A 19,340-nucleotide genomic window follows, 5' to 3' on the forward strand; every position below is an offset into this window, starting at 1 on the left:
TGACGCATTCTCATGATGCTGTTGGAGGGCGGGTTTCCCGTCCTCCTTACGGCTTCGGAGATTTTATGCGAGCATTGAAAAGATTACTGGAATTTGTCCTTCTTTTTGTTGTCCTTGCCGCGGTGTGCGCTAGCGCCAGACTTTGGCTTGAAAGCGACGGGCAGGGGCGGCCTGTTTTGGAAACGGCGGGGACCGTTCTCTCTGTGGACAACGGAAATATTCTTGCCGCTGGTGGTGCAGGAGCTGTTGGCGTCCAGATGCTTTCCGTAGTGATTGTGGACGGGGAGTGGAAGGGCAGACAGGTTCGGGCGATAAATCATCTGAATGGGCAACTGGACATGGACGAGATTTATGTTCCGGGGGACCACATCCTTCTCGCTGTACAGGCAAATGACGGGTGCATTGTTGATGCGAAGGCTATCAATATGTACCGGCAGAACTGGGAGCTGGTTCTTTTTGGTGTCTTTGCCGCTGCTCTTATCCTTTTTTCCCGTTTTGTGGGTGTGAAAGCGCTGCTTTCTTTTGTCGGAGCACTTGGTGTGCTGTGGTGCTTTTATATTCCTTATCTCCTGAGCGGAGTCTCTCCACTGCTTCTTAGCATTGGGGTTTTGGTGCTTCTCTCTATGGTGATTATCTTTACTGTCTCGGGCATAACCCGTCAGGGCGTGTCAGCGTTTCTGGGAACGGTTTGTGGTCTTGGAGTGACCCTTGGGCTAACACTGTTCTTTGGTTCCCGCCTTCATTTGGGCGGGATGACGACGCCATTTTCTTCCCTGCTGCTGGTTCAGGGAGGCTATGGCCTGAATATGCAGCATATTTTTTATTCGGCTGTGTTGCTGGGGGCTTCTGGGGCGGCGATGGATATTGCTATGGATGTGAGCGTCTCTATGGGGGAGATCAAGGCGAAACGGCCTGATATTGGGATGCGTGAGCTTATTGCTTCCGGGTTCAACGTCGGGCGTATGGTCATTGGCACGATGGCAACGACGCTTTTGCTTGCCTATTCGGGGGGCTATTTGACCATGCTTATGGTCTTTGTCTCCCAGGGAACCAGCTTTTCCCGTATCGCCAACATGAAGCTGGTGGCCGCCGAGATCTTTCGGATACTGATTGGCAGCATTGGTCTTGTCTTGGTCGCTCCTGTGACGGCTGTCATTGCCGGGCTGCTTCTGAGTGCCGGGCATGAAGTCTGGATGTCTCGAGGGTGGCGCGAGGCGCTTGCGCGGCGCTGGCCTTTTTAAGCGGAGGCGGGCGTTTTTCATTCCTCCTCTCCACGTTTTCCTTTTTCTCTTTTCTTTTTCTGAGTCTCCTTCTTTTTTTCTCTCGCTGCATGTCTTCTTGTGCTGGCCGTATTGCTTGTGTTCGCTTGGCCTGAAAATGCACAGGGCAATGCGCTTCTTTGGCCTTTTGAAGCAGAGTCTACTTTAACTCACTGGAAAGACGTCTCTTTTGGAAGACTGAAAAAAATAGCCGAAGCTAGTGACACGATATTGAGTTTCGTGTAATTCAGCGAGGAGGATAAGGAGGCGGTATGCATATTTCTGAAGGCGTGTTGTCTATGCCTGTGCTTTTGGGTGGGGCTGTGCTCGCTGCGGCAGGAACGGCTGTCGGGCTGAAGAAAATTGATTATGACCAGCTGATGCGCATTGCGATTTTGTCGGCAGTAGCGTTTGTCGCGTCGTTTATTCACGTCCCGGTGGGACCGACGAGCGCGCACCTTGTCTTGAATGGTCTGCTGGGCCTGCTGCTCGGCTGGGCTGCATTCCCCGCATTTCTCGTGTCACTCACCTTGCAGGCCGTGCTGTTCCAGTTCGGAGGGCTGACCACGCTTGGAGTGAACACGTTTGACATGGCCGCGCCTGCGGTGATGCTCGGAATTTTATGTCGTCCTTTTTTGCTGCGCTCTTCCCGTTCGCTCTCTGTGGCTGCATTTTGTTGTGGAGCCGGTGCAGTGCTGGTTTCTGGGCTACTTACAGCTGGAGCGCTGGCATTGTCTGGTGGTGAGTTTTTGGGCGTGGCTAAGGCACTTTTTATTGCGCATGTCCCCATTGCAATAATTGAAGGCGTTATTTCTGGCTTTGCGGTGTCATTCCTTGGACGGGTCAAGCCGGAAGTTTTGGATGGGCTTTCGTAAGTTTTTCTGAACGACCATATTTTGCATGAAAAAAAGGCCATTCCAAGGAATGGCCTTTGTGTTATTCGCTCTCTTCGGTTTTGGAATACCCCTTTTGCTGCATACATTCATCAATGTAGAGCTGGAGTTCTTCCGGCGACAGTTCAACTTCACTCCATGAGCCGTCCGTATTCTGCACGTGGGTTGCGTCCCATTCGCAGTTTTTCAGGTCAAGATCGAGGTTGGCTGTGCCTTTGTCGTGGGTATATTCTGGTGTACTTGCACATGCAGCGAGGCATGCTGCGAGAAGGATTGCGACGAAAAGGCGCGCGGCGCGCATAGTGTGAACTCCCGGGTTAGCTGTGGGTACTTGGAAAAACTTCCTTGAGCTTTCGTAACAGGTCGAGAACATTATACGGCTTTGCGAGGCAGTAGGCAAAGCCGTTTTGCGTACAGTTTTGACTGTCGCAGGTGTCGCAGGCTGAAACTGCAACAATTGGGGTGTCCTGAGCTGCGGGGATGTTTTTCAGTTGCTTTGCTGCTTCTCGTCCGTCCATAATGGGCATTTGGAGGTCCATGAAAACAACGTCAATATTCCACGGCGATTTTTTGGCGAGTTCAACTGCTTCGTGGCCATTGGGAACTGCGGTCACGGTGTATCCGTGGTCCTGAAGGGACAGGCGAGCACATTCTCTGGTGATGCACTCATCTTCGACAAGAAGCACATGCATTTGGGATGCCTCCAAAAGGGATTTCCGAGAATAACCTACTGTATTCTATGATAATGCAATATTAGAGGAAGAGGGGGCTTATGTCAATGACTCGTGATGAAAAAAGCGCTTCCTGACGTGGTATTTCGTCGCTTATGTGATTCGGCGATTGTATAGGTTCTTGATATGAAAGTCTGAGAACGTGACGGATGATTCAAAAAAAATTTTTTCGTGACAAAAAACTTCGCTTCGGGGCACAATACAGGGCGATTGGCAGAGGAATTCTTAGACATAAAGCAGATGGAGGAATTATGGCTATTATTATCGATGCCGACGCCTGCATTGGGTGTGAAACCTGTGTGGAACTGTGTCCAGATGTTTTCGAGATGGACGGCGACGGCGAAAAAGCTATCGTGACTGATCCGGACAGCACCGCCGAGTGTGTTGACGAAGCTATTGATACCTGCCCTGTGGAGGCGATTTCAAAAGGGTAGGATGACATCGCTTTTTGAAAGGGCGGCTGGGGTCGCCCTTTTTTTGTGCCCAGGAAAGCTGTTTTCCCCCTTGACCAGAGGGCTGGTGAGTATGAGAGTGTCTTTTGCGAAATGTCACTTCCTGTGCACAACGGATAAATTTTATGCGTCAAAATGATACACAAAACTTAGCTCTTATGAGCACACTTCCGGGCTTTGCCGAGGTCCGTTCTTTGCGCGCGCACTTCACGTCGTTTGCATTCGAGCCGCATGCTCATGCAGAGTACGTGCTGGGAACAGTGCAGGACGGTGTGCAGCGATATTCCCACAGGTTTGGGGAGTCCTATTTGCAGCCCGGTGGCTTGTTCACGATTAATCCTGACGAAATTCATTCGGGGGCACCAGCTTTGCAGTCCGGCTATGCCTACCGTGTCGTGTATGTTCCGCAGCAGACTGTGCTGGAAGCCTTTGCGGATGTTCCCGGCGCAGATCACCCCCGGTATTTTTTGCGTCCGGAAGCGCATGATCCTGAGCTGGCACGTCGATTTTCGTATGCAATGTCACTTTTTGATGAGGATTATCCAGAGAACAGGCTGGAGGCAGAGTCGCATTTTGTGGCCTGCCTGCGAGATTTTTTTACACGTCATGCTGTCCCTGATGATGCTGAGCATGTTGGAGCAAATGTGCGTCTGGCTGCGCGGCTCAAGTGCTTTTTGTATGAGCATGCGGCCGAAGGCGTGAGTCTTGATGAACTTGCGCAGGAAGCAGGTTTGTCCAAGTATCATGTGTTGCGGACCTTTAAGGCCGCGACGGGGATTGCCCCCCATGCCTTTTTGAACCAGTGCCGGGTTGGGCTTGCGCGTCAGGCGCTGGAGAAGGGGCACAGCCTGACAGAAGCAGCCCTTGCTGCCGGATTCTCGGATCAAAGTCATTTGTCCCGGCGTTTTAAGGCGCTTGTGGGTATGTCTCCCGGGCAGTATCGACGTCAGCTTTCACGCTGACCGCAATTTTGTTCAAGAAAAACCTCTGCGACTTGACTACGGTGTGAGTTTCGGAGGTTTTTTTTATGAAAAATGGTTTTGCGCAAGGGGTACGTGCAACCATGCCCGTGTCTGCCAGTGTGGCGGCATACGGGAGTGTGCTCGGTGTGCTGGCTGTGCATAAAGGCATGGCCTGGGGAACACTGCTCTTGATGAACGGACTTGTTTTTGCAGGTTCGTCGCAGTTTGTGATGGTTGAAATGTGGAACGAGTCCATGCCCTTTGTCGAAATGGGGCTGGCTGTTCTGGTAATTAATTTGCGCTATCTGCTGGCGGGGGCTTCTTTGGAGCCAATACTTCGCAACACACCGCTTTTGAGACGGCTTTTCATCATCCATTTTGCAACCGACGAAAGCTGGGCCGTGACAATGGCCGCAGATCGTTTGGGCAAGGCGACGCCAGCGTATCTGCTTGGCGCTGGGCTGTGTGTTTTTGGGGCATGGAGCCTTGGCACTATGGCTGGCACACTGTGTGGTTCGACAGTTTCCAACCCGGAACGCTTTGCTCTTGATTTCGCATTTACTGCCGTTTTTACAGCACTTGCCATCAGCATCTGGCGAGGCAAGGATGATGACATGCTCCCGTGGGCTGTTGCTCTGGTTGTGTCCCTCCTTGCTGCCCGGTTTTTGCCGGGAAAATGGTACATCGTGATTGGCGCGCTCTGTGGTGCGCTGATGACGCTTTTGAGTCCTGTTCCAGAAAAAGAGGAAAAGGCAAAAGCCGTTCCTGCGCAGGATGTGGAGGTGTGCCATGCAGATGATTAGTACGGCAGAATTTGTGGCAATCCTTGTTGCTGCGGCGGTCACATACGGGCTGCGGGCCGGAGGCCTGCTCCTTGCGGGGCATCTCCCGCAGGAAGGACGCCTGCGCCGGGTTATGGATGCTCTCCCCGGAACGATTATGGTGTCGCTTGTTGCGCCTTCTGTTGCTGAGGCTGGTCTTGCTGGAGGTCTTGGTGCAGTGCTGACTGCGCTTGTGGCGTGGAAAAGCAAAAATGTGTTTTTGGCAATGCTGGCAGGAATGGCCGTTGTTGCTCTGGAACGAAATTTTATGGCGTAAGCTTGAGCTTTCCCCAAGACGTTTGTGCGGTACGCATGAACACAAAAAAGGCGACCTGAGGGTCGCCTTTTCTTTTGGGAAAAATTTATTCGCCTTCTGCCACCAGCGTGGCCACCAGCTCGTGGTCCTCTGGGTAGCGCAGGCCGTCGGGGGTGACAATGATGCTTGGGTGCAGCATGTCAGAGTTGGGGTCATCAAGCGGCATGATGATCCAGCCGCTTCCGGGTTCCTTTCCGACCACCATGTCTCGGTCATCGTCACGGGCAGTGCGCCATGCACGTGCAATACTCGCTTTGAGGTCCACGTTTCTCTCCGTCCTGATTTAGGCTGTTTTTTCCATAATCCGGCGCGCTTCTTCCAGGTTTGGCGCGGCATCAAGTGCCCGGCGGGCATACTCAAAGGCTTTGTCCCGTTTGTTCCAGTAGAGATAGAGTTTGCTCATGTTGAGGAGCGTCATGGGATGGCTGCCAAACTGTCGGAGCGCATCAAGGTAGACCTGCTCGGCCTTCTTGAATTCGTGCATGCTCACATACGCATAAACAATGAGCCTGTACAGTTTGCTTTCCTTGGGGAAATGCAGGCGGCATTCCTCCATGATCTCTGCTGCTTCCTGATAAAATTTGGCCTTAAGCAGGCGTTTGCTGATGTCGATGACCACCGCAGGTTCTTTGCGGAATTCGTAGGCGGCCCGTCGGAGATAGGCCTTGCCTCGCGGGGATTCTCCCTTGTTCAGGTACTCTTGCCCCTTGCCAATGAGCAGGCGTTTGCGCTGCTGCACGGCCATCTTTTTTTTCTTTTCTCTGTTTTTTTCGAGCTTCTCAAGAAGGGTCCCCAGCATATACAGGCGCTTTGCAAGCTGGAGTTCCTTTCCTTTTTGGTATTTCAGGAAAGGCTGAGCGTTGATTTTAAGCTTCGAAAGAATAAGCAGAATGCCCGGCGTCGTATTAAACTTGTCGCAGAATTCTTTGAGGATAAACCGCATTTCAATCCGCTGCTGGCCATAGACATTGGAGCAGTCTTTGACATGCGCAAAGGCAATCAGCGCAGCATTAATGGCCTTACCGTACTCCTGTTTATTCAGATAATTCGTAGCCCGGGCGATGTTGCGCTTGATTCGTTGAAATGGGGTGTCGAAAGGTCCATTGAGCATTGTACTTTTGCAGAAGCTTTTTTCGAGGTGAACGAGCAGTTACGGCAAATCCCTCTGAAAACTTCCTTATCTCAGAGTGCTGGTGATGGCAACGCAGTTTCGGCTGGTCGTTGTATGGGACTTGTCTTTGAGGTATATTTATACAGATGTTCTTTGCGGTACGTTATCCAACCCGTGACGGGATTCGCCTGCCTGGAGGATTGGCCCCATGATGCGTTGTTTGTTCCGTGTGAAGGAAAATGTGCAGATGCTGGTGAGTTGCCTCGCTGTTGTTCTGCTTGTTCTTATGCAGGTCTCTTCGGCAGAAAGCGCAGTTCCTTTAGTCGATCCCCCTAAAAATATTCTCCTTCTTTACTCTTCTGCGCCCAATCCGTGGACCACGGAAGTTTTTCAGGGGGTGCGGCAGGAACTTTCTGATGACAGGTGCAACTTTTTTGAAGAATTCATGGACGCGCACTGGAATTCCAGCCCGGCATATCTTCATGCGCTGAAAGCCGTGTATGCCGAGAAATATCTTCATACGCATTTCGACGCCATCATTGCGACGGAAAATGAAGCTCTGGAATTTTTGCTTGTAAATCGGGACACACTGTTTCCGGGTGTGCCTGTGCTTTTTTGTGGTGTTGAGGGCTACAGCCCGGACATGCTGGGCGGGCGTATCAATTTTTCGGGTGTGACGTGGGACAATGAATATGAGCGGGCGCTTCAGGTTGCCCGAAAGCTCCAGCCCGGTGCACGTCGGGTTATTGTTGTTGCTGACCGGAGCCTGAGCGGACGCCATGCCTTGGCTTCTTTTATGACTGTCGCAGGTCGAAAGCATTCTGATTTGCAGATCGAGCTGCTTCAGGACGTGACCGCAGAGCAGCTTGCGCTTCGCCTGCGCGAAGCTCCCCCGGACAGCTTTGTGTTTTTGCTGTCGTTTTGGCGGGACGTTTCAGGGCGACCCGTAACCCTTGATATGCTGTCGAGCTTTTTGCAGTACAGTGCCGTCCCGGTGTTTGACCGTATGGAGTGGCTTGTGGGGCGTGGGGCTATTGGTGGCCTGTGCGTAAGTGGCAGAGAGCAGGGAAAGGCTGTTGCGGCCCTTGTTCATAATGTTTTTGAGGGGGCACCAGTCTCTGCTCAGAGCGTTGCCCATCATCCAGCAGCTTCGTACGTCTTTGATCTTGCCGGGCTTGAAGCTTTTGATATTTCCAAAGACCTTTTGCCAAAGGGGAGTGAGTTGCTTGCTCCGCCTGAGCCGGTTTTTGAACTCCGTCATTCTCTTGCGGTTGCCCTTGGTGGCGGACTGTCTCTTGCGGTGTTTTTGACCTTTTGGTTTGCCGCGGCAAATTTCCGTCGGGCCGCAGTGCAGCGCAAGCTTGGGAAGAAGCAGGAGCGGTTTCAGCAGATTATTGACGAGACGCCAGCGATTATTTGTGGCGTGTCTCCTGAGGGGGTGACGGAATTCATCAATCCGTATGGATTGAAGGCCATAGAATATAGCAAAAGTGAAATTTTGGGGAAAGACTGGTGGCACACCCTGTATGTTGGAGAAAAGTACACTCAGGTTGAAAAACTTTTTCAGGATATGGGACCAGAAGGCGTGCGTGGCTATGAAATGGCCCTGCATACTCGTTCGGGTGCGGAAAAAATTATTTCATGGACCTCGATGAACATTTTGGATTCTGCGGGGAAGATCAAGGAAGTTATTGGTTATGGTGACGATGTGACTGCACGGCGGCAGGCAGAAATCGCTTTGCGGCAAAGTGAGAAGCGCTATCACATGCTTTTTGATGCGGCGTATGACACGCTTCTTGTTCTCCATGATGGACAAATTATTGAGTGCAACCAGCGGGCCGAAGAGATGTTTGCTGCCCCCCGGGAAGAGATTCTTGGGCGTTCTCCCGTGGACTTCTCGCCCCGGAATCAAAAGGAAGGAGCGTCGCAGCGAGAGGCTGAGCGCCTGATTCAGGAGGCGGTCGAAGGAACGAGCCGAGTCTTTTACTGGCGGCACATGCGGGCGAATGGTGAAGGCTTTGACGCGGAGGTGTCGCTGTCGAGCTATGAGCTGGACGACAAGCAGTATGTGCTGGCCATTGTTCGAGACGTAACAGAAGCGCGTCGGCTTTTGGAGCACGGAGCGCAAACGGAAAAGATGCGTTCGCTGACCGGGCTTGCTGCTGGCATGGCGCACGAAATTAATAATCCGCTGGGTGTGATTATCCAAAGCGTACAAAATATTGAGCGGCGGCTTAGTCCCAATCTTCCTGCGAATACTCGTGTGGCTTCTCAGATAGGGATGAAGCTGCCTGTCTTGCAGGGCTATCTTGATGAGCGGGGCGTTTTGCGGATGCTCGAAGCCATTCGGCAGGCTGGCGGCCGGGCTGCGTCTATTGTGCGGGGCTTGCTGGATTTCGGAAAGTGGGAGTCAGACAACAGTGTGTCGTGTGATGTCCCGCTTGCTGTGCGGAATGTGGTCGAGCTGATACGGGAAGACGTTGAACTTGATGAGCTGTACGGCGGGAAAAATGTTCGTTTTGAAACTGACATTGACGAGTCGCAGCATTGTGTGCCGGTGAGTCAAAGCGGTTTTGAACAGGCGTTGCAGCATCTGTGCAGAAATGCGGTTCAGGCAATGGGTGAGCTGGGTAAGAAACAGAAAATTCAGCCTGTGCTGAGCCTGCGGAGTTATGTGCAGGATGAGGTGCTGGTTTTTGAGGTGGAGGACTCAGGGCCGGGGGTGCCGGAAGAAGATCGAAAGCAGATATTTGAACCGTTCTATACTACGGCAGGTTCAGCAGGAGCCGAACGCCGAACCGGACTTGGTCTTGCGGTCTGCTATTTTATTCTGGTCCAGAGCTTTGGCGGGAGGCTTTTTGTCGAAGACTCCACGCGGGGCGGGGCAAAGTTTGTGATTCATTTGCCTCTTCGGGAGGGCACAGTCTGCCCTTTGAATTTGGCAGAAGAGTCTGACGCATAAAAAAAGCCCCGAAGCAGAAGCTTCGGGGCTGAATCGTCGTGGTGGGCCCGGCAGGATTCGAACCTGCGACCTACTGGTTCGTAGCCAGGCACTCTATCCAGCTGAGCTACGGGCCCACGTCGTTGTTGCGAAGAGGTGTTTATGTTTTTCATCCCTGAGCGTCAAGCACTTTTTTCAAAAAAAGATATTTTTTCGAATAAGAAGGAACGCTTACCTGTCTGGATCACCCAAAACCTGCGCCGGGCGGGCAAAGGAAATACCGAGACTTGATTCGGTTCCGATCATGACCGCTTCGACGACCGGGACGTTAACACCCTTGTCAGAATGCCACTCTACTATGAAATTTGCTCCAGAGCCACCCTTGGTATCCCTGAGCTGCACAATGATTTCATGCGTCCCAAGTGGCGGAATGAGGACAGGCTCTTTCACATGGTCACGGATGCGTTTCCCTTCTGTATTGTAATAGCTCGCCCTGGTGAGAATGATGGGGTGAACTTCGTCGGTGTTGCGAATGCTGAGGGTCGTGCTGAGCTGAATGGCCCGGCTCTTTACCCCGTGATAAATATGTGAGTAGACAGGGACATAGAGTTTTTGTCCTTTGCTGACCTGAGCGCGCTGGCCTGCGTGAGCCAAAGGAAGATTTGCAGAATTCACGAGGCAGAAAAAGAGACTCAGGACAAGAAACAGTGCAGAGGAAAGAAAAGCGTTTTTGTGTGGCATACGCACACCCCTTTTGCTGAAAACGGTTTTGCAGAGCAGCCAAAGAATAGCAGTGAGAAAATGAAAAGTCATTCAGAACCGTCGGGCAGGGGAGGGGAGGCTGAGAAAAGGGGAGAAGACAGGCGGGGAGCATTGCATACAAAAAAAGCCCCGAAGCAAAAGCTTCGAGGCTGAATTGGCGTGGTGGGCCCGGCAGGATTCGAACCTGCGACCTACTGGTTCGTAGCCAGGCACTCTATCCAGCTGAGCTACGGGCCCACGTCGTATTGCGTGAAAAGGGATTTATGTTTTTCATCCCCTGTCGTCAAGCTTTTTTCAAAAAAACTGACCGCGCCTTTTCGGGACAGAAAAAACCTCGAAGCGTGCTTCGAGGCGTCTTTGTCGAAGTGGTGGGCCCGGCAGGATTCGAACCTGCGACCTACTGGTTCGTAGCCAGGCACTCTATCCAGCTGAGCTACGGGCCCACATCGTTGGCGCGAAAAGGGATTTATGTTTTTCGGTACCGGGCGTCAAGCACTTTTTCAAAAAAAGCTGAAATTTTTTCGATTTTTGCCATGCCCGTGGTGTTGTCAGGTGCCTGTGCCTGCGGTATCCCTTTCGCACACAAATCAGGAAAACAAAAAAGACCCCAGCTCTGGAGTCCTTTTCTTTTGCCCGTATCCTTGGGGCCGGGTTCTGCTTTGCCCTTTTGCGAGGGCGGGGAGCAACTTGGCTTGTGAAAGGAAATCGGATAACAGGTTTACGCTTCCAGGGAGGCACATATATGGATTACACACCACTGATGCCGCGTCGCAAATCGCGCGTTGTTCATGTTGGAAATGTTCCGATTGGCGGCAACAATCCCGTGGTTGTTCAGAGCATGTGCAATACGGACACCCGAGACGTTGAGGCGACCTGTCGCCAGATTGACGAGCTGGCTCAGGCTGGTTGCGAGATTGTTCGCCTTGCTGTGCTGGATGAGGACGCGGCAAAGGCGCTTGAGCCGCTGTGCAGGCGTTCTCCTGTTCCGCTTATTGCAGATATTCATTTTGACCACCGGCTCGCTCTTGCTGCTGTGGACGCAGGCATAAGTGCCCTGCGCATCAATCCGGGCAACATTGGGAGCGAATCGGCTGTTGATGCTGTGGTCAAGGCGGCAAAAGCTGCACAGCTCCCCATTCGTATCGGCGTTAATTCTGGCTCCGTGGAAAAAGCCCTGCTCAAAAAGTTTGGCGGGCCAAGCCCGGAGGCTATGGTCGAAAGCGCTTTGGGGCATGTGCGCCTTTTGGAAGAACGAGATTTTTACGACACGAAGATTTCTCTCAAGTCATCTTCGGTCCTGAATACCATTGCTGCGTATCGGCTTTTGGCAACGCGCTGTGATTATCCTTTGCATATTGGAGTGACCGAAGCTGGCACTCTGACCCGGGGCACGGTCAAGTCTTCTGTAGGACTTGGCATTTTGCTGGCTGGAGGCATTGGTGACACCATGCGCGTTTCGCTGACGGCTGACCCCGTTGAAGAAATGGGCGTTGCATGGGAAATTCTGCGTTCTCTTGGTCTTCGGGCCAGAGGACCGGAAATTGTTTCATGTCCGACCTGCGGACGCACCGAGATTGATCTTGTTCACCTTGCAGAAGAGGTTGAACGCCATCTGCGCCATGTGACGGAAGTCTTTACCGTGGCGGTTATGGGCTGCGTTGTGAATGGTCCGGGCGAAGCCCGCGAGGCAGATATTGGCATTGCTGGCGGGCGTGATCTTGGTATCATTTTCCGCAAGGGCAAGGTCATCCGAAAAGTGAAGGGGAATGACAATCTTATCCCTGCTTTTCTTGAGGAACTGGATAAATTTCTCCTAGAACGTCGAAATGAGGAAAACTGAATGCGTTTCAGCAAACTGTATGCTCCTACTCTGAAGGACGCCCCGGCCGATGCCGAGGTCGTGAGTCACAAGCTTTTGGTCCGTGCGGGCATGATCCGCAAGCTGACCTCTGGCATTTACACCTATCTGCCGATGGGCCTCCGCAGCCTCGAAAAGGTCAAGACCATTGTCCGCGAGGAAATGGAGCGTGCTGGTGCTCAGGAAATTTTTATGCCCACAGTGCAGCCTGCTGACCTGTGGAAAGAAACTGGCCGCTGGGATTTTTATGGCAAAGAGCTTTTGCGCTTTGAGGATCGTCACGGCCGTGGCTACTGCCTTGGACCCACACACGAAGAGGTCGTTACTGACCTGCTGCGTGGTGAAGTGCGTTCCTACCGTCAGCTTCCGCTGAACGTGTACCAGATTCAGACCAAGTTCCGTGACGAAATCCGTCCTCGCTTCGGCCTGATGCGTGGCCGCGAGTTCATGATGAAAGACGGCTATTCCTTTGACCGCGACGATGCTGGTGCTGATGAAAGCTATCACGCCATGTACGAAGCATATAAGCGTATCTTTACCCGCCTTGGCGTGAAGTTCCGCCCGGTTGAAGCTGACTCCGGTTCTATTGGTGGCAGCTTCTCTCATGAATTCATGGTGCTTGCTGATACTGGCGAAGACACCATTGCCGTGTGTCAGTCCTGCGATTACGCCGCCAATGTGGAAAAGGCCGAAGTGAAGGGTGATTTTGCTCCCTGCACCGAGAGCTGCGCTGCAATGGAAGAGGTCGCAACCCCGGACAAGCACACCGTTGAAGAAGTGGCTGAATTCCTTGGTGTGCCGCTTTCTGCCATTGTGAAGACTCTGCTTTTCAATGTTGATGGCGAGCCTGTTGCAGCTCTGGTCCGTGGTGACCGCGAGCTGAACGAAATCAAGCTCAAGAATTACCTCAACGCTGACGAAGAGCCAGAGCTGGCAAGCCCTGAGCAGGTTCAGGAATGGACTGGTGCTCCGGTTGGCTTTGCTGGTCCGGTTGGTCTGAAACAGGTCAAGCGCATCATCGCAGACAGCGAACTGATGGCTGCAAACGACTACGTTGCAGGAGCAAACAAGGCTGACACGCATGTGCTGCATCTTGATCTTGCCCGCGACGCCAACGTCGAGGCGTTCATTGACCTGCGCATGATTACCGACGCTGACCCCTGCCCGCACTGTGGCGGTGCTCTGGAACTGCCCAAGGGTATTGAAGTTGGTCATGTCTTTAAGCTTGGCACCAAGTACTCCAAGTCCATGAATGCGACATTCCTTGACGAGAACGGCAGGGAACAGGTCATGATTATGGGCTGTTATGGTATTGGCGTGTCCCGTGTTGTGGCCTCCTGCATTGAGCAGAACCACGACGATGACGGCATCTGCTTCCCTCCGCCGGTTGCTCCTTATGACGCAACTGTGCTTTGCCTTGACCCGCGCAAGGAAGACATCCTTGGCAAGGCAGAAGAGATTGAGAAAATGATGGAAGGCTGGGGCATGAGTGTGCTTTTGGACGACCGTCAGGAGCGCCCTGGCATCAAGTTCAAGGACGCTGATCTCATTGGCCTGCCCATGCAGGTCGTCGTCGGCGGCAAGGGCCTGAAAAATGGCATTGTCGAAGTGAAAGACCGTCGCACTGGCGAAAAAACAGAGCTTTCTCTGGAAAACCTTGAAACAGAACTCAAGGACTTTTACCAGAAGGTGCTGGACGGCTGGAAGGCCGCTCGGGACTAGTACTGCTTTCTTATGATATAGAGGGGCACTTCCGCGGCATTGTGCTGTGCGGAAGTCCCCCTTTCTGACCTGCCTGCAGGGAGGACGTATGCCGCACATTTTTGAGGTCTCAGAGCTGACCCGTGCTGTTGGAGATGTCCTTGAGAGCCAGTTTCCATTTATCTGGGTCAAGGGACAGGTCGGCAATGTAACCCGCCCCCGAAGCGGGCATATCTATTTTTCTTTGCGTGACGCAAATTCCCAGCTTTCTGTTGTGTGGTTCAAGCGGAACCAGCGCTGTTTCAAGTGTGGTGAAGTCGACCCGCTGACTGGCGAAGTCTATGAAGAAGGCTTCCAGCCTCAGCTCGAAGAAGGGCAGGAGGTGGTTTGTGCTGGGCGGCTGAATGTGTATGCCGCACGCGGTCAGTATCAGCTTGTTGCTGAGCTGGTGCAGGAGCAGGGGCTTGGTCAGCTGCATCTTGAGTTTGAACGGCTTAAGGCAATGCTGGCTGAAAAAGGCTATTTTGACGCCGAGCGAAAGCGCGCATTGCCGTACCATCCGCAACGGGTTGCTGTTGTGACAGCTCCTACTGGCGCGGCAGTACGAGATTTTTTGCGTATTGCCGATGAGCGTGGCTGGGGCTGCGAAATTCGCATTTACCCCTCACTTGTTCAGGGCGATGCCGCACCTGCTCAGATTGCTGCGGCCCTGCGACAGGTGGCCAGCGATGGCTGGGCCGAGCTTGTTGCAGTGATTCGCGGTGGTGGTTCACTCGAAGACCTGTGGGCATTCAATACCGAAGCCGTTGCAGATGCGATTTTTCAGTCGCCTGTCCCTGTGCTTTCTGGTGTTGGTCATGAAGTCGACACAAGTCTGGCGGATTTTGTGGCTGATGCCCGCGCGGCAACCCCGACGCATGCGGCTCAGATGCTGTGGCCAGAGCGTGATGCCCTGATGCAGGACATCGATGCCCTTGAAGGCCGCTTGGTTCAGCGTGCCTGTGAGCGTCTGGTTCAGTTCGAACGTCAGCTCCAGCATACAGAAAAAGCGGTGTCGTGGCTGTCCCCTCGGCGGCGGCTCAATGCACTTCTGGAGCGGTTCTCGGACAGCTTGCGTGCTCTGGAGCGGAACGTGGGCACTCTTGTGGATCGGAGTTCTCAGCGCCTGAGTCGCTGTGAACAGCGCATGAGTGATTCCTTTGGGCCGCGAGAGCTGAGCGATCGGGAGCGACGTTTTGAAGCTGCTGTACAGGGACTTGAGCGGAGTGCTGGGCTGATTCTGGACAAAAAGATGCAGGAGCTGGCTTTTGCACAGGACAGGCTGGAAAGCCGAGATCCTCTCAAGCCTTTGGAACGCGGCTATGGGTTGATTACCGTCGACGCAACAGGGCGATTCTTGCGAAGTGTTGATGAGGTTCAGGAGGGCGAGCAGCTTTCCCTCACCGTGCGTGATGGTGAGCTTGCCGCACAGGTAACAGCAAAACGCAGGAGATAAAAATTTCATGATTTCCAGACGGGCGTTTCTTGGCAGTCTTCCGGTGATGGCCGGATGGTGCGCATTCCCGGCCTTGGCCTCTGCGGCCTCTGCTGGCGGAGCTGTTCTTTCTGCTCCAGAAAGTGTTTCAGTGGGAGAAGCTTTTTTTGTAAAGATTGTCTGCCCACGGGAGGCACGGCGGGTCAAAGTGTCATGGCTTGGTGAAGAGCTGTCGCCTGTGCTGCGGCCCATTGACGGGCACTATGAAAACTGGTTTGCCCTTGGGGTAGGTCTTGGGGCAAAAGCCGGAGGGTACCGCTTGCGCGTGGAGCTTGCAACGCAGGGCAAAACACAGGTTTTGACTCAGCTTGTGCAGGTTTCGACGAGGACCTTCCCAGAGCAGCACCTCAAGGTTGCCAAAAAGATGGTTCATCTGAGCAAGGAAAGCCTTGATCGGCATTATCGCGAAAAAAAGCTGATGAAAGCCGCGCTTGCCCGTCGCTCTCCAGAACGCTTTTGGGACAGCCCCTTTGTGCGACCTGTTCCTGGCTCTATGAGCAGCGCCTTTGGACTTCGCCGGTTTTTTAATGGCGAACCAAGAGCACCACACCGCGGTGTGGACCTGCGCGGAGCCAAGGGAACGCCTATTAAAGCATTCGCTGCGGGCGAAGTTGTTTTAACTGGGAATTTTTATTTTTCTGGCAATGCGGTATTTGTGGACCACGGACAGGGTATGGTGAGCCTGTACTGCCACATGTCGCATATTGATGTGAAAGAAGGGCAGTTTGTTTCTGCTGGCCAGATTCTTGGTCAGGTTGGATCAACTGGACGAGTCACAGGGCCGCACTTGCACTTTGGCCTCTCGGTCATGGGAAACATGGTCGATGCCATGCCTATTTTTGCTGGCAAGGGTGTTCCCACAACGCGGGAGTAAGCACGTGGCACCACGCAAAAAGCAGAATTTTGAGACGCAGCTTGAGAAGTTGCAGCAGATTGTGCAGGACCTCGAAAAAGAGGACCTGCCATTGGAAGAGGGCGTCACCTTGTTTAAGGACGGCGTGAAACTGGCCAAGGATTGCCGTCGGCGTCTGGAACAGGCCAAAAACGAAGTCAGTCTTCTCACAGAAGAGGGACTGAAGGAATTCCATACGGAAAAAGAACATGACTGAACAACGTGTTGATATAAAAAAGACGCTGAAAAATTACTCCACCACTGTCGAAAAAGAGCTGGAAAAGTGCTTTGCCGACCGTGGCATTGAGCCTCGACTCAAGGACGCAATGGAATACAGCCTGCTCGCAGGCGGAAAGCGTATGCGTCCAGCTCTGTGCCTGAGCATTGCTGCGCACTATGGCCTTGATTTTGACGTGACGGTTCCCTTTGCTGCGGCAATCGAACTGATTCATACCTACTCGCTCATCCACGACGATCTGCCTGCAATGGACAACGATGACCTGCGCCGGGGCAAGCCGTCCAATCACAAGAAGTTCGACGAAGCAACGGCTATTCTGGCTGGTGACGGGCTGCTGACCGAAGCCTTTAGCATGATGCTGAATGTGCAGGGCGTGCCCGCAGAGCGTGTGCTTCAGGCTGCTTCCGTGCTTGCCTATGGTGCTGGTCCTAATGGTATGGTCGGTGGACAGGTTGTCGACATGGAGCTGACGGGCAAGCTGGATGTTGCTCTTGGTGAACTGCAGCACATGCACGCGCTCAAGACTGGCGCACTGATTGTTGCCTCCTGTCTTTCTGGTGCTATCCTTGCTGGAGCAAAAGACGAGGAACTTGCCAAGGTTATTGATTATGGCAAGCATCTTGGCATTGCCTTCCAGATTGCTGACGACATGCTTGATGTGATCGGCGATGAAAAAGAATTGGGCAAGCCTGTTGGAAGTGATGAAGCTCAGGGCAAGAACACTTATCCGAGCCTGATCGGCATTGACGAAAGCCGAAACCTTGCCATTCAGATGGCCTCCAGCGCCTGCCTTGCCATCAAGGACTTTGCTGGTGCGCAGGGTGAATTCCTGCGTGGGCTTGCTGCCTATGTTGTGCAGCGTGCCTGCTAGGACAAGCAACTGATATTTTCGCGAATCACCTCTGACTGAAAAGGAACCGGCATGGACGTCACACCGTTAACTCAAAACAGTTTACTCTCCCGCATTAAGACGCCTGCGGACGTACAGCGCCTTTCCTTGCAGGAACTGAGTCAGCTTGCAGTAGAAATTCGACAGCTTATTATTCAGACCGTTTCGCATACGGGCGGGCACCTTGCCCCGTCGCTTGGCGTGGTGGAGCTGACCCTTGCCCTGCTCAAGTCCTTTGATCTTGAATCAGACAAGCTTGTCTGGGACGTGGGGCATCAGGCCTATGCCTACAAGATTTTGACAGGCCGGGCCGACAGGTTCAATACACTGCGAACCCAGGGCGGACTGAGCGGTTTCCCCAAAAGAAGCGAAAGCCCGTATGACGCCTTTGGTGTTGGGCATTCGTCCACGTCTATCTCTGCGGCTCTTGGGCTTGCGTATGGACGTGATCTGAAAAAGGAGCATAACCGGGTCATTGCTGTGATTGGTGATGGTTCCATGACTGCTGGTCTAGCCTATGAAGGGCTGAATCAGGCTGGTGGCCTGCATGGAGACCTGACTGTCATTCTTAATGACAATGAGATGTCGATTTCCAAGAACGTCGGTGCGCTGTCCTCTTTCCTGTCCCGTAACCTGACCAAGAAGTGGGTCGTCCAGTTCAAAAAGGATGTGGAGAGTATCCTCAAGGCCGTGCCAAAGATTGGTGGCGATCTTGCGACCTATGCCAGAAAGTCAGAAGAGGCGTTTAAGCACTTCTTTACGCCGGGCATGTTGTTTGAGGCGTTTCGCTTTAATTATCTTGGACCTTTTGACGGGCACAACATTGAGCAGCTTACCAAGGTCTTTGAGCAGGTGAAGACCCTGTCTGGACCGGTACTTGTTCATGTGCTCACCAAAAAAGGCAAGGGCTATACTCCCGCAGAAAACAATCCGACCTATTTTCATGGTGTTGGGTGCTTTGAGCCGGAAACTGGTCTTGCCAAGAAGTTTGGACCCTGCGGGGCACCAAGCTATACCAGCGTGTTTGGGAAAACACTGGTCAAGGAAGCCAAGACCGACGAACGTATTGTTGCCATCACGGCGGCAATGCCCGAAGGAACTGGCCTTGACCAGTTTGCAAGCGCGTATCCGGAGCGCTTTGTGGATGTGGGAATCTGTGAGCAGCACGCTGTGACCTTTGCAGCAGGTCTTGCCGCGGAGGGCTTCCGGCCTGTGGTTGCCATTTACTCGACCTTTATGCAGCGTTCCTACGACCAGATCGTGCATGACGTGTGTCTCCAGAATCTTCCGGTGACCCTGTGTCTGGACCGTGGTGGTTTGGTTGGAGAAGATGGACCCACCCACCACGGTGCATTTGACCTGAGCTTTATGCGCCACATTCCGAATCTGCTCTTTATGGCTCCGGCTGATGAGGCCGAATTACAGCGAATGCTGGTGACGGCCCTGAAACATGAGGGACCAGTGGCGTTGCGCTATCCGCGTGGGGCTGGTGTTGGCGTTGAATTGCATGATGCGCCTGAACCACTTCCTCTTGGCCTTGGCGAGCTTGTTCGTGATGGCGAAGACGGCGTGATTGTCGCTATTGGCAGTCGTGTGCATCCAGCTCGTCTGGCAGCAGAAAAGCTGGAAAAGGAAACAGGCAAAAAGGTTGCGGTGTTCAATGCCCGCTTTATCCGACCTATTGCAGAACAGCAGCTTGTTGAATTGGCCGGGCGTTTCTCCAAAATGCTCGTTGTGGAAGAGAATGTCCTCAAGGGCGGTTTTGGTGCTGGCGTGCTGGAAGTTTTAGCAGATAATGATGCTCTGGAACACTGTCGCGTGCATCGCCTTGGGCTTCCTGATGGCTTTGTGGAACATGGCAAGCAGAAGGAGCTTCGGGCCAAGCTTGGTCTGGATATGAATGGAATTTGTGCAAAAATGCAGGAATTCCTCGACGCGGAGTAGTTCGCTTCGACATATGATGAAACAGAAACGGCCCGG

General features: G+C 53.1%; 19 protein-coding genes and 3 tRNA genes. 14 read left to right on the top strand and 8 right to left on the bottom strand.

The window, feature by feature from the left end; translation table 11 throughout:
* Nucleotides 1–65 precede the first annotated feature (65 nt).
* Both B5D23_RS11215 and cbiM read left to right on the top strand, forming a co-directional pair.
* Entirely contained in the window at nucleotides 66–1,241 is a 1,176-nt protein-coding gene (locus tag B5D23_RS11215) for a YibE/F family protein (protein ID WP_144012610.1), read from the top strand.
* A 290-nt stretch (nucleotides 1,242–1,531) separates the two neighbouring features.
* Nucleotides 1,532–2,134: a cobalt transporter CbiM gene (gene cbiM / locus B5D23_RS11225; RefSeq protein ID WP_078685532.1), complete on the top strand. Its 603-nt coding sequence runs from the start codon at nucleotides 1,532–1,534 to the stop codon at nucleotides 2,132–2,134.
* Between the two features lie 61 nt (nucleotides 2,135–2,195).
* Here the strand turns inward: cbiM and B5D23_RS11230 are convergent, their stop codons facing one another.
* Nucleotides 2,196–2,453 (bottom strand): hypothetical protein, encoded by a 258-nt coding sequence (locus tag B5D23_RS11230; RefSeq protein ID WP_078685533.1) that lies wholly within the window; start codon nucleotides 2,451–2,453, stop codon nucleotides 2,196–2,198.
* Nucleotides 2,454–2,469: 16 nt separating this feature from the next.
* Entirely contained in the window at nucleotides 2,470–2,844 is a 375-nt protein-coding gene (locus B5D23_RS11235) for a response regulator (RefSeq protein ID WP_078685534.1), read from the bottom strand.
* Nucleotides 2,845–3,134: 290 nt separating this feature from the next.
* On the opposite strand from B5D23_RS11235, the gene B5D23_RS11240 reads away from it, so the two are divergent.
* The 4 genes from B5D23_RS11240 to B5D23_RS11255 all read left to right on the top strand — a co-directional run bounded on the left by B5D23_RS11240 (nucleotide 3,135) and on the right by B5D23_RS11255 (nucleotide 5,395).
* Complete coding sequence (locus B5D23_RS11240; protein WP_078685535.1) at nucleotides 3,135–3,317, top strand: ferredoxin; 183 nt, start codon at nucleotides 3,135–3,137, stop codon at nucleotides 3,315–3,317.
* A 143-nt stretch (nucleotides 3,318–3,460) separates the two neighbouring features.
* Entirely contained in the window at nucleotides 3,461–4,297 is an 837-nt protein-coding gene (locus tag B5D23_RS11245) for an AraC family transcriptional regulator (RefSeq protein WP_078685536.1), read from the top strand.
* Nucleotides 4,298–4,362: 65 nt separating this feature from the next.
* Entirely contained in the window at nucleotides 4,363–5,100 is a 738-nt protein-coding gene (locus B5D23_RS11250) for an AzlC family ABC transporter permease (protein ID WP_078685537.1), read from the top strand.
* Nucleotides 5,087–5,395 (top strand): AzlD family protein, encoded by a 309-nt coding sequence (locus B5D23_RS11255; RefSeq protein WP_078685587.1) that lies wholly within the window; start codon nucleotides 5,087–5,089, stop codon nucleotides 5,393–5,395. The genes B5D23_RS11250 and B5D23_RS11255 overlap by 14 nt, the downstream gene beginning before the upstream one ends.
* Before the next feature lie 85 nt (nucleotides 5,396–5,480).
* Here B5D23_RS11255 and B5D23_RS11260 read toward each other — a convergent pair whose 3' ends face one another.
* Both B5D23_RS11260 and B5D23_RS11265 read right to left on the bottom strand, forming a co-directional pair.
* Complete coding sequence (locus B5D23_RS11260; RefSeq protein ID WP_078685538.1) at nucleotides 5,481–5,699, bottom strand: hypothetical protein; 219 nt, start codon at nucleotides 5,697–5,699, stop codon at nucleotides 5,481–5,483.
* An 18-nt stretch (nucleotides 5,700–5,717) separates the two neighbouring features.
* Complete coding sequence (locus B5D23_RS11265; protein WP_078685539.1) at nucleotides 5,718–6,545, bottom strand: tetratricopeptide repeat protein; 828 nt, start codon at nucleotides 6,543–6,545, stop codon at nucleotides 5,718–5,720.
* Nucleotides 6,546–6,753: 208 nt separating this feature from the next.
* Here B5D23_RS11265 and B5D23_RS11270 point away from each other — a divergent pair, with 208 nt between their 5' ends.
* Nucleotides 6,754–9,507, top strand: coding sequence for a PAS domain S-box protein (locus tag B5D23_RS11270; protein WP_078685540.1), 2,754 nt, complete (start codon nucleotides 6,754–6,756; stop codon nucleotides 9,505–9,507).
* Between the two features lie 39 nt (nucleotides 9,508–9,546).
* Here B5D23_RS11270 and B5D23_RS11275 read toward each other — a convergent pair.
* The 4 genes from B5D23_RS11275 to B5D23_RS11290 form a co-directional block, all read right to left on the bottom strand.
* Nucleotides 9,547–9,623 (bottom strand) — tRNA-Arg (locus tag B5D23_RS11275).
* A 94-nt stretch (nucleotides 9,624–9,717) separates the two neighbouring features.
* Nucleotides 9,718–10,227, bottom strand: coding sequence for a DUF3124 domain-containing protein (locus B5D23_RS11280; protein ID WP_078685541.1), 510 nt, complete (start codon nucleotides 10,225–10,227; stop codon nucleotides 9,718–9,720).
* Between the two features lie 181 nt (nucleotides 10,228–10,408).
* A tRNA-Arg gene (locus B5D23_RS11285) sits at nucleotides 10,409–10,485 on the bottom strand.
* Nucleotides 10,486–10,614: 129 nt separating this feature from the next.
* Nucleotides 10,615–10,691: transfer RNA gene (locus B5D23_RS11290), tRNA-Arg, on the bottom strand.
* A 299-nt stretch (nucleotides 10,692–10,990) separates the two neighbouring features.
* Here B5D23_RS11290 and ispG point away from each other — a divergent pair.
* The 7 genes from ispG (at nucleotide 10,991) to dxs (ending at nucleotide 19,304) form a co-directional block, all read left to right on the top strand.
* Nucleotides 10,991–12,088 (top strand): flavodoxin-dependent (E)-4-hydroxy-3-methylbut-2-enyl-diphosphate synthase, encoded by a 1,098-nt coding sequence (gene ispG / locus B5D23_RS11295; protein WP_078685542.1) that lies wholly within the window; start codon nucleotides 10,991–10,993, stop codon nucleotides 12,086–12,088.
* The gene (locus B5D23_RS11300) at nucleotides 12,089–13,828 is read left to right on the top strand and encodes a proline--tRNA ligase (protein WP_078685543.1); all 1,740 of its coding nucleotides are present in this window, start codon (nucleotides 12,089–12,091) and stop codon (nucleotides 13,826–13,828) included. It begins immediately after the preceding gene.
* Between the two features lie 88 nt (nucleotides 13,829–13,916).
* Nucleotides 13,917–15,302 (top strand): exodeoxyribonuclease VII large subunit, encoded by a 1,386-nt coding sequence (xseA, locus tag B5D23_RS11305; protein WP_078685544.1) that lies wholly within the window; start codon nucleotides 13,917–13,919, stop codon nucleotides 15,300–15,302.
* 7 nt (nucleotides 15,303–15,309) lie between these two features.
* Complete coding sequence (locus tag B5D23_RS11310; protein WP_078685545.1) at nucleotides 15,310–16,215, top strand: M23 family metallopeptidase; 906 nt, start codon at nucleotides 15,310–15,312, stop codon at nucleotides 16,213–16,215.
* A 4-nt stretch (nucleotides 16,216–16,219) separates the two neighbouring features.
* Nucleotides 16,220–16,450 carry an exodeoxyribonuclease VII small subunit gene (gene xseB, locus B5D23_RS11315; protein ID WP_078685546.1) on the top strand — a complete coding sequence of 77 codons (231 nt, stop codon included), beginning with the start codon at nucleotides 16,220–16,222 and terminating at the stop codon, nucleotides 16,448–16,450.
* Entirely contained in the window at nucleotides 16,443–17,342 is a 900-nt protein-coding gene (locus B5D23_RS11320) for a polyprenyl synthetase family protein (protein ID WP_078685547.1), read from the top strand. Before xseB ends, B5D23_RS11320 begins: the two co-directional genes overlap by 8 nt.
* Before the next feature lie 51 nt (nucleotides 17,343–17,393).
* Nucleotides 17,394–19,304, top strand: a complete 1,911-nt coding sequence (gene dxs / locus B5D23_RS11325; RefSeq protein ID WP_078685548.1) for a 1-deoxy-D-xylulose-5-phosphate synthase — start codon at nucleotides 17,394–17,396, stop codon at nucleotides 19,302–19,304.
* Nucleotides 19,305–19,340: the final 36 nt, after the last annotated feature.

The sequence above is a fragment of the Desulfobaculum bizertense DSM 18034 genome (genome assembly GCF_900167065.1).
GTDB classification, from domain to species: domain Bacteria; phylum Desulfobacterota; class Desulfovibrionia; order Desulfovibrionales; family Desulfovibrionaceae; genus Desulfobaculum; species Desulfobaculum bizertense.